Source organism: Pseudarthrobacter sp. CC4 (assembly GCF_048957775.1).
Classification (GTDB): domain Bacteria; phylum Actinomycetota; class Actinomycetes; order Actinomycetales; family Micrococcaceae; genus Arthrobacter.
The window spans coordinates 1-14,621 of sequence record NZ_JARCCZ010000038.1 but is presented as its reverse complement, the minus strand read 5'-3'; the positions used below and the strand labels follow the sequence as shown (position 1 = coordinate 14,621).

The following is a 14,621-nucleotide window of genomic DNA, read 5'->3' as shown; positions in this document are numbered from 1 at the left end:
AGCTCAGGGGTGGCAACTGTGTGCCATGGCCCGGGAATGCCTATGAGGGCCGATTCTGCCGAGTTACTTTGCGACTACTACAGTCGAATCCGGAGAGGTGCAGCCGCACGGCTGGCCCTGAACGCCGGCTTGGAGATCAGCCCCTGTATCTGAGTCCGCAAGTAGACCGACGCAGAAGTGAGCGGGAACTGATATGACAACCGTTTGTCGGGTGAGTGAGAGGCCAGCAATTTTGCCTTGGCGCGATCGGCCCTAGTCCCAGCTTGTCATTGATGGGGGCGACGTCCTTGAAGTAAGCCAACGCTGAAGACAGTTGGCTCCTGGATCAGGGCTTGGGTCCCTTGCTACCGGGAGAACGAGGATTTGCCCGCCGTGTTCGTTTCCACCAGTCATGGTTGCGCCTAAACATCATGGGCATTGAGGGCTATGGGATTTTAGAAAGCCGCTCGCCGAAACCTCTTGGCAGCGTGTTGCCAGAAAGAGAGGCCAAAGAGGGCCGAAACTTTGTTGGGAACCTGGCACATGTGGAGTATTTGGCTCGTCGCAAGCAAGGCTGGGGTGTGGATCCAGTTCGTTGCCTGCAGTACCTGACCTCCAGTCAGACGCTGACGATTAACCTGCTAGCCTCGTTGAAAGCCAATCCGACGTGGCTGCTTGCCTGCTTCTCTAAGCTGCTGCATCGTGATGACCTGCTAACGGTACGTGCTTGTGCCATCGAGTATGCGCCGGCAAGTCCCGCCGCGCTGCTTGGCGACAGGACGAGGGTCGATACCCTGATTGAGTTCGAGACAGAAGCGGGGATTCTTGCCGTCGTCGTCGAAGTCAAGTACACGGACCGAATGAACAGTCGCAAAATCGCGATACACCGGAACGAGCGATACATCGAGTTGGGCGTGTCAACCTCGCTATGGACCGATCAAGAGGGTGTGCTCAACTCGACAACAATGAATCGGTTGGCGCGGTGTCACGCCCTGGGTATGGCGTACGCTCGGCAGAGTCAAGGATCGAAGTACGAATCTGCCTTGGTCGTGGTGCACCACGCCGCAGATCTCGCTGCCACCTCAATTCTCGATGAATACGGGGAGAGCTTGGACAATCCTAGTGGCTTGGCTGGCTTCCAACTCAGTGACTTCGTTTCGGCAATGGCTTCGACAGCCCCAAGCGCGGCTGCGCTCAAGATCTGCGACGAGTTGCGCGTGCGCTATGCCAGTGAAAGCGTCAGCGAGTCACTGTGGCAGGAATTCCTGCAGGAATGCGACCTTATGGGGTAGATGTTTGATGCAGGCGCCGAGGGCTTCAACCCCTGGCTGGATTCTGATCCGCCTAGAGAGAAGCGAACCTCGTTTCTCATTAAGCGTTGTAGCCCCCATTCTGGATAGGGTTCTAACAGCCTGGACGCTACATACTTGGATCGACCAGAGCTGGTCGATCCAAGTATCTTTCTCGCGATGTCGCAGGGCGGCCCGGTGCCGGTGCCCGCGTAGTTCTTCCAGCTTCGATGCGCATAAGCACCCGGCGACAGGCCCAGTTCGTCCTGCTGTTGTACGATCACAGAGCCTGCGATCGCTTCGTAGTCCCGTCCTGGAGGTGCCCGCTGTGGTTCTACCGATTGTCCCGCTCGCGATCGTCATAACGAGCTCTCTCACTGGTAGCGCCGGCCTCTTTTTCGGCGCCCAGGGCGGCGTGCAGATCCGGGATGCTAATAAGCAGATCGGGCTACACTCGGCACGCTACGAGAAGCGCAAGGTCCTCCACCTCGCCCAGGCCGATCGCACGGATGCAGTGCTGCAGGCCTTTGGGCAGACGCAGGAACGGGCTGAGCGCGATGTCATCGTCCGGATGGAAGACTTCCTCGTGAGGCAGGGCATGCAGGTTCGAACGAAAGAGCGCCCTATCCTCGACGGAGTCGACGGATCGAACACTCACGTCCGAGAAAGGCCCACGATCTACCCTGACGTCGTGGGATGGGTCGGTAGCCTCGGCGGCCCTGTAGCCGCCAGCGCCGCAACACGGGTTGCCCTGCTTGCCGCGGCGAAAGAGTTTGCGCGCGCCAGTACCGGGACCCGAATAAAAACCCTCAACGGGGCCGCGGCAGAGCGGGCCATACTGGCATTCTTCGGCGGCGGAAGCTACGTTTCAGGCGGTGGCGGCATGGAATTGGGCGGGCTCATGCTCAATGTCGCAGGTGCGGGAGTGAGTCTCCTCGGCGCCGGTGTCACGGTGAAGATGCATGGAACCAAAGCACTAAGCCAGGCTGAGGAGCACCGAACAAATGTCGACGTCGCGATAGCGCAGCTCGATGTGCAGGACGAGCTCCACCGCGGGGTGCAGGAGTGGGGGCGGGAGCAGGACGGAGTCCTCAGCCATCTGGTATCCCAGGCGACGGAGGCGATTGACGTTCTCGAGTCCGAGCCGTTCGACTCCACCAGCGAGCTTCACGCCAAGCGGCTCCTTGTCGCCTTTACGCTCGTTAAGGCGGTGGGACAAGTTATCAGCGTGCCAGCCGTTGGCGAGGACGGCAGCCTCGATGGGACTACCGAACAACTCACGTTTAGATACCGCGATACAACCACGGAGGCCACGGATGACTGATCAGAAACGCGTACACGAGGGCAAAGTGCTGCCGCCGGCGGTGGATCGGGTCAGCTCCGCTGATGCGCTCGGCGCGTTCAACGAGATCGTGGGATTTTTGCGCGAGGCGATCCACATCCACGAGACGGAGAGCACGAAACGCGAGAAGCTCAAGACATATCGGGAGACCGAGGTCGCGAGGATCAAAGCATCCGAGAACGCCCTTCGATACTACCTGGACCGGACCTACGAGGAGCGCCACGAGACGCATAAACGACTCTTCGAGAGTCTTGACGTGGCGGTTGCGGCCGGCGACGTGCCAGCCATGCAGGCAGTCCTCGGGGGCATCGTCGAAGTTGCCCGGACATCGCCACTGGCGGACATCGGCAATATTGGCGAACTGCAGCGGGCCATGGCCGACCCGAACACCACCTTCGAGTTCTAGACCTGGTTGACTCAGCCGGTGCAAATGAATGAGGGGATTCTATGGATTACTCACGTGCTGGCCTTGAGGCGGCTCACTTCCAGGGTTTCATCGGGCTAAAGACTCTGACTCGTGTTGACGTCCTCGGCCCCCGGGGGAGCGCTGACGTTGAGGGCGTGTACGTGGTGGTGCGGCCCAGCAGAACCAGGCCGATTTTCATCGAAGACGACCACCCCAATCCCCGTCTACCGGTCATGAGCACGGAAGCTGTAGCTGGCCGATGGCCCGAGGAGAACCCCGAAATTCTCTACATCGGCAAGGCTCCCCTCAGGGGTGAAGAAGGGGAGCGGCGAAACGGGTTGGCCAACCGTGTACGAGAGTTCCAAAGCTGCGGGTTTAGCGGCGGGGCGAATCACTTCGGAGGACGTCTGGTGTGGCGCATTGCCGATAGGGACAGCTTGCTGATCTGCTGGAAATGCCTCCCCGAAGGAACCGCTGCGGATATAGAAAGTCTCATGATTGCCGAATTCAGAAAGTCCAACGTCCGACATTTTCCCCCGTTCGCCAATATTGACGCGCCCAAAAAGTTTCCGAATCAAGGTCTCTTCAAACTTATAGCGGCAAAGGGGTGCTGAAGCCAGGCATCAAAGTCACTTAGTGCCCCACAATGATGATCTCCGATCCGCTGGTGCAGGAAGCTGCGCGGATTCCCATTCCGTAGTTTGCACACGGATTTGCATCTGTAACGGAAGTGGCCGCCTAATGAGACCGCATACACCTGATGCACGATACGGTTGACTACCCCGATGAGGTTGGACAAGTCCGCAACGGAAGCCACTCCAGACCGTCTTGAATCTGTAACGCAACCAAAACGACAATAAATATCGAAGGCCCCCGTAACTTTTCGGGGGCCTTCCTTATTGCTTGAACGTCATTTACCCGGCCCTACAAGGCGCTAAAAGGCCATCTCCCGATGGCCTTTTTTCTTTAACTGGTTGGGCCCCCGGCGGCGTTTTGTAGCGGTTCATTCCTGCGCCGCTCAGACCTCAGGCAGGTACTCATTCGGAACAAATTAAAGATGACATGAAGAACCGACGCCGCAATGCTCCGTTTCGTCAACTCCCGTTAGAGGAGCGGTTTCTTCCTTTTGGCCTACCGTGGTCACAAGATGCCAGGGAAGAGATGGCCCCACGTGAGGGTCACTCATGAGCGGCACATAAGTCCCGCCAGTGACTGCCCTTGGGTTTCCGCTCCAGAACGAGGAAGAGCTTCGGACGGAAGCCGCGGTCTTTCATTCGGTAGCCGTAGTCAAGCACCTGACCCAGACCGTGCCGAATCTGGAGGACTTCGTTGTCCTCGGTGTTGCTCTTCACCTCAGCGATGCCGATTGTGCCGTCGTCCAATTGCCAGGCCAAGTCGAAATTGCACTGCTGGCGAATGGCGACAGCAGTGTGAGCCCATGCAGGCCCAGCGCGTCGGCCAGCTTGTCCTGGGTCGCCGAATGTGCTTTAAGGCCGGGCTCTATAATGTCCGGGTCGCGATACTGCTCCCAGTCTCCCCGGAGTGGTCCAGCGAAGCTATCTGACCGGTACGGGGCGCCTGCCACTCCGCCTTCCGACGCGTTCGTCCGGGCAGGGGCTTTGGGTACGTGCGGCTCTAGTGTCGGGGCTGGATAGTGCGAGCGGAGGCGGAAGAAGCCGGGGGGCAGTCCCCTTTGTCGGAACCATGTGGTGGAATGGCGTACATGACTGCGACGACGACCTTGCCTGATGACGTCCTGGAGCGCATTTGCCGCGAGAACCTCGCTGTTTACCGAGAGTCACAGGGCCGGCTCCAAGAGGACGTTAGTCAGGAGTCGCAAGTTGCCCATGACTATCGCGGACGTCTCGTGTACGAGCTCCTTCAGAACGCGGATGACGCACTGGTTGGCGTTGCCAAGACCGAGGACAGGGCGTTGTTTCGACTCACCGACACGGAGCTTTGGGTTGCCAACACGGGGCGCCCCTTCACCGACGCCGATATTCGGGGACTGTGCGGCCTGGGAGCCAGTTCCAAGGCCCAGTCAGACGGCCCCAAGCGTGCCAGCATCGGTCACAAGGGGTTGGGCTTCAAGTCTGTCCTCGAAATCACCGACAGCCCCGAGGCCTACTCCGAGACGGTGAGTTTCCGACTGGGACGGGAGCAAGCGGAAGCGCAGGTGTCTCTGCTATGGAAGGAGTTTGATCGCGGCAAGGTCCGAGCGGTGCCAGCGATGCGCTTCCCATGGGCGATCACCGAGGTGCACAAGACTTGGGACCAACTCCGAGCAGCCGGCTATCACAGCGCGTTTCGATTCCCGTTCCACGAACGCGTCAGCTCCGAACAGAAGGCCGCACTCGCGCATCAATTGTTGAACCTTCCGATGACCAGCGTGCTCTTCCTCAAGCACCTTGAAGAAGTGGTCATTGAGGTTGCGACCTCCACCGAGAAGTCAGACCGTCAGTGGCTCTTGGAGAGGCACCGAGTGACCTCCGCCGGCGTCGAGCGGTGTGTCGGCCTGACCGAATCTGGCCTCTTCAGAGTCGACTTGGTCAACCGTGAAGGTGAGGGTGACCGCTACTGGGTAGCTCACGACGGCAACGTGCGAATCGGCGACCACCGCGATGGCTTGACCGGGCCCGCATGGGAGGGCGTGGACGTGACCGAAGTGTCCGTCGCAGTCCGGGATGCCGACGACCCGCGGGTTAACACAGAGGACCGCCGTTTTCACGTCTTCCTGCCTACGCAGGAGCCTTCGCCCTGCTCGCTACTGGTCAACGGGGCCTTCACGACCGACCTTTCACGCCAGCACATTCAAATTGCGCACACCCCGTCGAACTACAACGGGTATCTCGTACGCCGCGCAGCCGAGACATTCGTGCAGACGCTCATGCCACACCTCCTTGCCGAGGGTGGCCCACGTTACGTACTGCGAGTTCTGGATCGAGACGAAAGCGACTCCGGGTCGGCCGGCGGACTCCTCGCCGACGCCATTGCCGGCGCAATGAAAGGTGCCCGCTTCCTGCCATCAGGACCGAATGAACTCGCCCTCAATGAGGCGGTTTTTCCATCGCCCGTTCTCGACGCGGAGGGGTCCGTCTTCGCTGACCTGCTCAAGGCGGACTGCGTTGTGAACGGCAGACAATTCCCTGATCCCGAGTTCTGTGAAGGATCGCTTGCCAGGGTGTGTGCGGCCTACGGGTCGGTGGCACTCAGCCCGATTGACTCACTACGTGCCCTTGCGCACAACCTCGATACAGGGAAGACAGCGTTAAGACCAGGCCCCGACTCTCGTTATCGGGTTGACCCCGTACTTGACCTCTGCGCGCTCCTCTGGGAACGATCTGGCGCGGCGGATCGACAGGCCTTGGAGAAAAGCGCCCGGCTGGAACCGGTCTTCCCTGTCGGCGAGAACGACGATGGCACCGTCAGGCGGATAACCCTGGAAAGTGAAAGTGCGTTTTACCCGCCGCGCTCTTCGGCAGAGGAACTTCCCCTTCGTAAGTTGCAGTTCCTCGCACATGCGGTCTGCTGGGGCACCCTCGGCAGGACCGAACAGAGGTCGGTCCTGGAGCGCCAGGTGAAGGCTTGGGATGCGCTCTTCGACATCAAAGAGTTCCGCTTCGAGGAAGTCATGCGCGCCGCAGTCCTCCCCGGACTCACGCGCACGGCCGCCGATGCCGAGTTGCGGGAGTCAAACCGCACCATCGAAGCACTCGCCACGATCTGTCGGTTGGCCGGAAAAACCACCAAACCCGACCAGCCCCTCCCCATGGGGCGGCTTGGCTCGGACCGAGCGTTCTTCAATCTCAGCCGCCTTGACGTTCCGTGTCGAGCCGATGCCACCGGCGAGCTGACCTGGGCACCGGCCCATCAGGTCTACTTCGGAAGCGACTGGGTTGGAGATGACTCGGTCGAGACCATCGTTGAAGCGATGGCCGCTGCGGGCGAGGTCATGCAAATCCGATTCCTTGCATCGCCTGACGTGTTCGCCGAGTTCTCGTCCACCATCGGCGTCAACGTGGAAGACGACGCGAGTGATGCAACAGTCGATCCCGACGAGGGAGAAGTCGACCTCGATGACGACACCGACGAAGCCCTGGAGACAACCGTCGACGATCGGTGGCGCAACTTTTTCGCCTGGCTCGGAGTCAGTCGAGGCTTGAGACTGATCCACTTTCACGACGTCGATGACAGCGGGACCGGGTGGACGAACACGAAGGGTCTCGGCCTCCCCGGTGGCTGGGCATTCTCAGGCCTGGACAACGTATGGTCCGAATACCAAGCAGATCTCATCGGCGAACTCTCGTCTGATCCACGGTGGGAGCCGACGGACCACTATCTCTACCAGGTTCACAACCTTGATCGGCTCGACGAGATCGCCAGGGTCGCCCTCCGCAGGGACAACGACGTGGCCGAGGAACTGCTCGACCACCTCGTTCGCAACTGGACCACCTACGCCCGCCACACCCAGGCTGAGTTGGCATTCGTCCGAGCCGGCAAACAGCCGTCGTCAAGGACGCCTCCTTCGCGAGCAACGTCGGAAGAACTCGTCAATGCTGGCCCGGACCTATGGCTCTACCGACTTCGTCACCACGCGATTTGCCCCACAAGCCATGGCCCGCGGCGTCCAAACCAAACGTGGCGTCGATCCGAGGAGCTCGTTCGTCGCCTGGGCCGCAGTGGGCGCGACGCCGACGACTACCTTCCTGTCCTCAAACAACCGACGGGGGTGCCGAACTCGACACTCCGCGCTTGCCTCGACGAACTACAAGTCCGCGGCGAGCTGACTCCGGCCGCGTTCACCGTCGAGGATGCACACGATCTCTGCGTACGCATTTCGCACATCTACCCGTCGGGCATCACCGACCAGGCACTGCGCTCGGAATTGCGGCCGATCTACCGCCAAATGTTCGAACTCCTGGTCGGCAGCACGGTGAATAGCGGGGCGCCACTCAGTGGCACCCCGCTTGCCGCGCGCACCGCGGCCGGGTACGAGTTCCTCGCCGCCCGAGACGTCGTGTACGCATCGGTGTCTGGCAGCCGAGAACGGAGCGGTGTGCAGGACAAGGTACCGTTGTTCGTTCTTGAGGCCGAGCCGGGAGCGCTTCGTCCGCTCCGCGAGCTCTTCGGAACCCCGCTCCTTGAGAGCGCGTTGGAGTGGTCGGTGATGCCGGGCGAGACGGCTCTTGAAGCATCCGACCTCGGTACTTTGCGCCAGGGACTCCGAGACTTGGTCGCACCGCTACTCGCTCGCCTCAGTGCCGATCGAGCTGACCGGAGTGGGGCCGACCGTCGGGCTTTGACCGAATTCGCTGAGAAGTTGGAACCCGTGGATTCGCTCAGTCTGAGCTGTTCATTCCGCGGTCAGAACCTCGGTCAGATTCCGCAGCGGACGTACTACGTGCGCCGCTCGGAGGACTCGGGATTCAAGGGATTCGCCGTGTGGTCAGGCCCTGCGTGGCCTCCAATAGCGGAGGACGCTCATACCTTGGCTATGGCGCTCGCAGAGACCTTGGAGGTCAACACTGTAGAGACCTTCTTATAGTTCATCAACGCGAACCCTGCGCAGCGACAGCAACTACTCGATCTGGCCGGCGCCGCGGAGAAGCTGGAGGAGGTGCAGCAAGACCTTGTCGATCTCGGACGCGCCGCTTATCAGGTCGATCAACTGGCAAACCGCACAGAAGGGAACGAGCTCGACACGACAGACGGCGAGTCAACAGAAGCGGCCACCGGGAACCCAGACCGAACCCCTCCCGCTGCGACCCGTGCCGCTCCGCGTATTCCGCTGCACCGCTATGAGGACCTCCTTATAGATGGAGAAGTCATCCGCATCGAGGGAGCAGGTCCCAAACACGAGACCACAGGAAGGAACGGTCAATTCGGAGCCGCAGGTCACGGACATGGCGACCAAGGGGGTGATTCTTCAGGCACGCCCAGGGCAGCCGCCGGCACCGACCTGAACGAACTTGACCGACTTGGCATGCGTATAACCTTCGCATTTGAGGAGCGACGATTCGTCGGGCAGAAGACCGTCGTACTCCCAGGAGAGACGTCCTCTGAGAATGCGGACGTGCTCATCGTCGACGTCAGCTCGCCGGAGATGATCGTAGCCGCTATCGAACAGTCCACCGTGGTCGAGCAAGTGTTTGACCAGCTCGCTGAGCAGGGCATCAGCGAGCTCTACCCCGGCTTCGACGTTCTGACCGTCAAGGGTGGTTCCATCGATCGAATGATTGAGCTGAAGTCGTCCGGAGTCGACGCGCAAGTTCAAGCCATGAGTTGGAACGAGTGGAAGACGGCCGGGGGCGAACTAAGAAGTCACTTCTGGCTCTACCTCGTCGGCAACCTTCGCGCGGATCTCGAAAACGCCCCACCCTTCGTGAGAGCCGTTCAAGACCCATTCGGGACACTTGCCTCATCAAAATCGGAAGACGTCATACGCAAGCGGACCGTTCAACTACGAGTACGCGAGTTCGCCGCTGCCGATCAACTCACCCTGGAGTTGCGACACGAGGAAGACGCGTTAGCCTAGGACGACACCTGAGCAGGATGGCCAAGTCCACCGTTTGTAAGCGGCAACTTTAAACTGACCGAGTACGGAAAATCTGATTGACAGTTCCGGTCCCGCCGCTTCGTCCAAACGCTCCGCTACCGAGGCCTCACCGGATCCATGGGAAGGGTCGGTGCATGCGCGGACAACGCCGCAGTGGAATCGTTCTTCTCGCTGCTGCAGAAGAACGTTTTGGACCGTCAGCGGTGGCTCACCAGGCAGGACCTCCGGCTGTCCATCACAACGTGGATCGAGCGGACTTACCACCGCCGGCGACGGCAAAGACGGCTGGGAAAACTCACGCCCATCGAATATGAAACAATCAACCGGACCGCGCTCAAAGCGGCCTACGACCCCGAGTCAACAAAAGCCGGGGCAGTCCCCTCCTCATGCTCGCTGAGGTCGAAGCTGCGCGAGTACGTGGCGCCCCTCAATCGAGCCTTTGGACACCGCAGACAGCGGTTCTCGAAAGCAGGTCTAGCCTTCACGGGCACAACCTGAGCTTATTGGGAGCGTCGTGAACCCGCTCGAGATGACCGATAGCATTCCGTGTTCCTGATCGGTCGCTGCGCTTCGCCGGTTACTGGGTAGGGTTCCGCGAATGAAGCAAGTAAATCACATGGCATTGACCAGGTCTCAAACACCTTCAATCTCTTTGGCGGCGACGCTCCGCAGCAGCACGCACACGCGGGTTCTCATCGAACGCCAGGATCTCCAGAGTACCGACGGCCGTGTTCGGGTTCCCTGCAACTAGTTCACGAATTTCGCCCGACCAACTGTATGCAATCCTGGCAAGGACATGCGCGGGCGAACTTGCGTTTATGGCGAGCCTTCTATGCCGCTCGGCTTCCCCGTAGTCTGCCGGGCGGATGGCTAGCTGCTCAAGGATTGCCTGAGGAGTATTCTCGTTGGCCAGCAACCCAAGTAGAACTTCCTCGCTCTGGTCACCAGCGAGGACGACGAGGGCTTCGCCCGGCGAAGCAAGGTTTGCGGCAACGGCCGCACGGACGGAGTCCTCTGTGTCGCGCACGAGGTTCGCCAAAATACGGCCCGGCGTCAGCGGGTTGGCCGCGACCGCGCGGCGCAAGTCAGGGTTCCTCGAACGCGCATAGTGAACCAGCGCTTCCGCTGGCGCTTCGCTGGAGGCAGCCAAGCTGACAGCAGCCGTGCCTGTGTTGCCGAGCGCGCGCTCGCGAACAGTGCTGTCTTCGTCCCTCAACAGGAGAGCAAGCACCTTCGGAGTCAGGCGAGCCGAACTGCAACGTGACTCGTGAGGTCCAGGGTAGGAGGCAACCGCGGCGCGCACGGCACTGCTTCCGGAGTTCGCCAGAAGCTCAAGCTCCTCGTCTCCTACAGACCACCCGAACCAGCCTACGGGAATACGGTCAATGTGTAACTCGTTCCAATTCGGCTTCCCAAGCAACTCAGGAACTCCATCTGGAACCGATTCCATTCGGACAAGCCAGTTGTTTTCGAAGTGTTCCCTCTGTTCATAAGGGATATGCGGCTCCTGCTGCCGTCTAAGCCAGTCAATGATGGATGACGAAGCGGCCTGCTGCACGGTTTCTTCCGTGTCACTCGCCAATTCGACGAGGTCTAGAAACGAAATGAAAGGGCTTGTCGCCGCCGCAGCCCGGACAATGGGAGCTGAGTCTCGTGCCAGCCTGGACATCGCCTCGGGGTCGTCTTGAAGGAAGGCTTCATGTCGAGCGGCTCCCAGGGCTCGGAGAAGAGCCATAGGAGAGTTCAGAAGTTTTGAAAACTCTGTCCTGCTCAACCGCCGGCGGTACCACCAAATCGTGGTGAAATTGTAGCCCCCATCGACGAAGCGGTTGGCCGTGTCGTATCCGAGCCCATACGAAATGGCACGAGTGACTTCTTCTTCGGTGTCGCCTGCGAGTTCTTCGAGAACGTCGATAGGTGTTTCAGGACTCTGGGCCACTGCAGCACGCGTTAGCGCGTACGGTGATCCAGCTAGTTTGCGCAGGAACGCTGCACGAGGAGATTCCTCCCCATCATCCTCCGGGTAGCGCCCGTACCCGGACCATTTGTGTGACCGCAGACGCTCTTGAAGACTACGGCGCGATTCATCCTCACCGTCCAGGTCATGCTGAACGTCGTAGCTTAAATGACCGTGAACAATCACCGCATGACGGACCTCGGCGCTTTCGTCATCGAGCAGGCGCAGGAGCACGTCGTCCGGCAGTTTGTAGTTTGTCGCTGCGGCTGCCCGTACTTCGGGTGCGGCGTCGTCTGCAAGATCCACGAGAACTTCCGTTGGAATCGTAGCCAAGTTATTCGCCGCCAATGAGCTGCGAACTTGTATGTGATTGTTCTCAGCAAGTTCTAATGCCGCTTCTGGTGGCAAACTGTAACTGGCAGCAAGCCTCGTAAGAATATCCACAGAAACTGACTTCTTTCGGGCAAGTGCAACGCGATGCAAATCCTCGTAGCGGCCGTCTGCGACTTTTAGAGCGAGTTCTCGATCGACTGGGACAGACTCGAGTTCGGCCCATAGAAACTCAAGACGATGCTCGCTGACCTCACCATTTTGCGTGCCATCTGAGTTTTGGCTAGGCATTCGCAGAATCACCGCTGCGGGGGTTGAGGGGTTGTGACCCGCTGCCCTGCGGACGTCTCGTTCGGAGTCGAAGACTAGCTTTTCGAGCGAGCTTGAAGGAGTCGCCGCGCTGCCTGCGGCTGTCGTGCGCGCCACCACGCTTGCGGAGCCAGCGAGCATTGCCAGGTCCTCCGATGTCAGGCGATCGATCTCCTCTTCTGTCAGAGGTCCCGCATAGTAGGAGGTCTGGCCCATGAGCCCAGAACTGTAGTGATCGACTAGCGAGTGACCGAATCGATTTATCCAATACCATTCGTTCGCGTCACGCGACTGCTGGTCGTTATGGTCCCTTTGTCCCATGTGCCAAAGTACATCTAGCGGCGCTTTTCGGATCGAGCGAGAGATTGTCCGCGAGCCAGGCTGGGCGCCGTCAAAATTCGAGCGAGTCATCTAATACGCCTGCCAACCGCTGAAATGCAAGATGAAAATGGCTTGCAGGTATGTGGCATCGGATTTGGTCTCCTCGGCAGGCGATCGTGAAAGCTGTTGGTGCGCTCACCATAATGTCCTGCGAGACTCTGGACAGCAAACGACGAGTTCGCCGTCGTGGGCCGTGGGCCGTGAGATTTTTAGTGTTCTCAACGGCAAAAGCGCCAAGTGCATGGGTCGCCAGGCTCCGTCGTAGATGTATAGCGTGTTCCAGATGCGTGAGCGGCCGAATGGGACTGCCCCGGCTTTTGTTGACTTCGTGACCTGCCCCAGGGATTGGTTACCCGAAAGGGTTTGAGTTTCCGGCTCTCGCTGAGAGGCTTTCAGACATGCCAAGACCCTATCCACCGGAATTCCGTGCACGGGCAGTCGCCCTGGTCCGGGCGGCAAACCCCTAAGCCGGGTTGCCATCGAACTGGGCATCAGCGAAGGGGGCCTGCTACTGGGTCCGTCAGGACCAGATCGGCCGTGGCGAACGCCAAGGGCTGACGACGCCGGAGAGCACCGAGCTGGCCAAAGCGCGGAAGCGGATCCGGCAGCTGGAAACGGAAGTGGAGATCCTCAAGCGTGCAGCGAAGCTGCTCGGTGAGGACCGGCCGGACCCAAAAGGATCCACCCGGTGATCGGAGAACTTACCGGTGCCGGGTTCCCCGCGAAGGTCTGTTGCCGGCTTCTGGGCGTGAGCAGTCCCGGATACTACAAGTACCGGAACCGGCCTATCTCACCGACGCGGATGCGCCGGCAATGGCTGACCGGGCTCATACGGGAAGTCCACACCGCCAGCCGCGGCACCTACGGTTCCCGGCGGATCCATGCCGAGCTGACACGCGGCATGGACGTTACCGTTAGCGAGCATCTGGTCGCGGAGCTGATGAGCCTGGCCGGAATTGCCGGCCTACCCGGGCCGGCGAAGGTCAAGCGGCTGCTAGGCATAGCAACCAGCGATGACCCTGTGCGCCGCAAATTCCACCGCCTGTCGCCGAACGAGCTCTGGGTCACGGACATCACCGAGCATCCCACCAGGGAAGGTAAGGTCTACTGATGGACACCTTCAGCCGCAGGATCTTGGGCTGGTCGATCGACAGCAGCCAGGACTCTGCCCTGGTCGTCAACGCCCTGGACATGGCCATCAGAAACCGGCGGCCCGTCCCGGGCGGTATTGTCCATGCCGACCACGGCGTGCAGTTCACGTCCTGGGCCTTCACCAACAAGATCCGCTCAGCCGGCCTGATGCCCTCGTTTGGGACGATCGGAGACGGCTATGACAACGCGATGATGGAATCCTTTTGGTCCAGCATGCAGATCGAGCTGTTGAACAGGAAACGCTGGAAGACCCGTACCGATCTGGCCAACGCGATCTTCGACTACATCGAGATTCTCTACAACCGCCAGCGCCGCCATTCGGGGATCGACTATCGGACTCCGATCGAGCACGAGCTACACTGCCAGAACCCATCCCAAACAGCCTGAGACTCATTCTTCACGTGGTAACCAATCCCTGGGGCAGGTCAAGGAGTCAACAAAACCGGGGGCAGTCCCAAGCCGGCAGTTGACACCGCTGAGTTTCAGGACTTCTTGACGACGCGTGTCGACACCATCCCGTCTTGAGAAGGTCTACAGCCGATGAATCGTTACGTAATTAAACCGCGCGTCTAAGGTTATGCGAAACGCGGTCGCGCCGACGGGAGGCAACGCTCCTGACGGCCGGACCGTACACGGGGCGTCACTTCCGCGACGCGGCCCAGAACAGCGATATGATCACGGCAAAACTCAAGCGGCCCAACCTTGACCGGTCGACGTTTTGGGGTTCGTCGGAAGGAAACACGATGGTTAGCACATCCGCCGCAAGGGCGCGCTCAACGTTGGGGCGAATTAGGGAACTTCATGGAAATGAACCTGCTGTTACATGTAGCCGTGTGCCCGTAACCTCTGATATGTAGGTTTGGTTGTCAATAGCGCGTAGGTGAGCGGCTCCTGGATTGTGGTTCCGGGGGCCGCTCATT

8 protein-coding genes and 2 pseudogenes are annotated in these 14,621 nt (G+C 60.0%); 8 read left to right on the top strand and 2 right to left on the bottom strand.

Annotated features, from left to right (window positions below; genetic code table 11):
* The first annotated feature begins 332 nt into the window (after window positions 1-332).
* From PV768_RS20020 to PV768_RS20005, 4 genes are all read left to right on the top strand, one after another.
* Complete coding sequence (locus PV768_RS20020) at window positions 333-1,271, top strand: PGN_0703 family putative restriction endonuclease (RefSeq protein WP_421093994.1); 939 nt, start codon at window positions 333-335, stop codon at window positions 1,269-1,271.
* A gap of 325 nt (window positions 1,272-1,596) precedes the next feature.
* On the top strand, window positions 1,597-2,592 hold the full coding sequence (locus PV768_RS20015) for a hypothetical protein (protein ID WP_321213702.1): 996 nt from the start codon (window positions 1,597-1,599) through the stop codon (window positions 2,590-2,592).
* On the top strand, window positions 2,585-3,016 hold the full coding sequence (locus PV768_RS20010) for a hypothetical protein (RefSeq protein ID WP_321213701.1): 432 nt from the start codon (window positions 2,585-2,587) through the stop codon (window positions 3,014-3,016). Before PV768_RS20015 ends, PV768_RS20010 begins: the two co-directional genes overlap by 8 nt.
* 41 nt (window positions 3,017-3,057) lie before the next feature.
* Window positions 3,058-3,630 (top strand): hypothetical protein, encoded by a 573-nt coding sequence (locus tag PV768_RS20005; protein ID WP_321213700.1) that lies wholly within the window; start codon window positions 3,058-3,060, stop codon window positions 3,628-3,630.
* Window positions 3,631-4,194: 564 nt separating this feature from the next.
* On the opposite strand, the gene PV768_RS20000 is transcribed toward PV768_RS20005, so the two are convergent.
* Window positions 4,195-4,410 carry a hypothetical protein gene (locus PV768_RS20000; RefSeq protein WP_321213699.1) on the bottom strand — a complete coding sequence of 72 codons (216 nt, stop codon included), beginning with the start codon at window positions 4,408-4,410 and terminating at the stop codon, window positions 4,195-4,197.
* A 329-nt stretch (window positions 4,411-4,739) separates the two neighbouring features.
* Between PV768_RS20000 and PV768_RS19995 the strand changes: the two genes are divergently transcribed.
* From PV768_RS19995 to PV768_RS19985, 3 genes and pseudogenes are all read left to right on the top strand, one after another.
* Window positions 4,740-8,561, top strand: coding sequence for a sacsin N-terminal ATP-binding-like domain-containing protein (locus tag PV768_RS19995; protein WP_421093993.1), 3,822 nt, complete (start codon window positions 4,740-4,742; stop codon window positions 8,559-8,561).
* A 72-nt stretch (window positions 8,562-8,633) separates the two neighbouring features.
* The gene (locus tag PV768_RS19990; RefSeq protein WP_421093992.1) at window positions 8,634-9,551 is read left to right on the top strand and encodes a protein NO VEIN domain-containing protein; all 918 of its coding nucleotides are present in this window, start codon (window positions 8,634-8,636) and stop codon (window positions 9,549-9,551) included.
* A gap of 81 nt (window positions 9,552-9,632) precedes the next feature.
* A pseudogene (locus PV768_RS19985) lies at window positions 9,633-9,917 on the top strand (integrase core domain-containing protein); the annotation flags it as partial.
* 298 nt (window positions 9,918-10,215) lie between these two features.
* Here the strand turns inward: PV768_RS19985 and PV768_RS19980 are convergent.
* A complete protein-coding gene (locus tag PV768_RS19980) occupies window positions 10,216-12,384 on the bottom strand; it encodes a hypothetical protein (protein WP_421093991.1) in 2,169 nt (722 codons plus the stop codon).
* A 563-nt stretch (window positions 12,385-12,947) separates the two neighbouring features.
* On the opposite strand from PV768_RS19980, the pseudogene PV768_RS19975 reads away from it, so the two are divergent.
* Window positions 12,948-14,088: pseudogene (locus tag PV768_RS19975) on the top strand (IS3 family transposase).
* Window positions 14,089-14,621: the final 533 nt, after the last annotated feature.

What these genes read in the sequence shown, in the direction of transcription:
- PV768_RS20010 (WP_321213701.1), top strand. Translation starts at nt 2,585, where the DNA reads ATGACTGATCAGAAACGCGTACACGAGGGCAAAGTGCTGCCGCCGGCG.
- PV768_RS20005 (WP_321213700.1), top strand. Translation starts at nt 3,058, where the DNA reads ATGGATTACTCACGTGCTGGCCTTGAGGCGGCTCACTTCCAGGGTTTC.
- PV768_RS19995 (WP_421093993.1), top strand. Translation starts at nt 4,740, where the DNA reads ATGACTGCGACGACGACCTTGCCTGATGACGTCCTGGAGCGCATTTGC.
- PV768_RS19980 (WP_421093991.1), bottom strand. Translation starts at nt 12,384, where the DNA reads ATGGGCCAGACCTCCTACTATGCGGGACCTCTGACAGAAGAGGAGATC.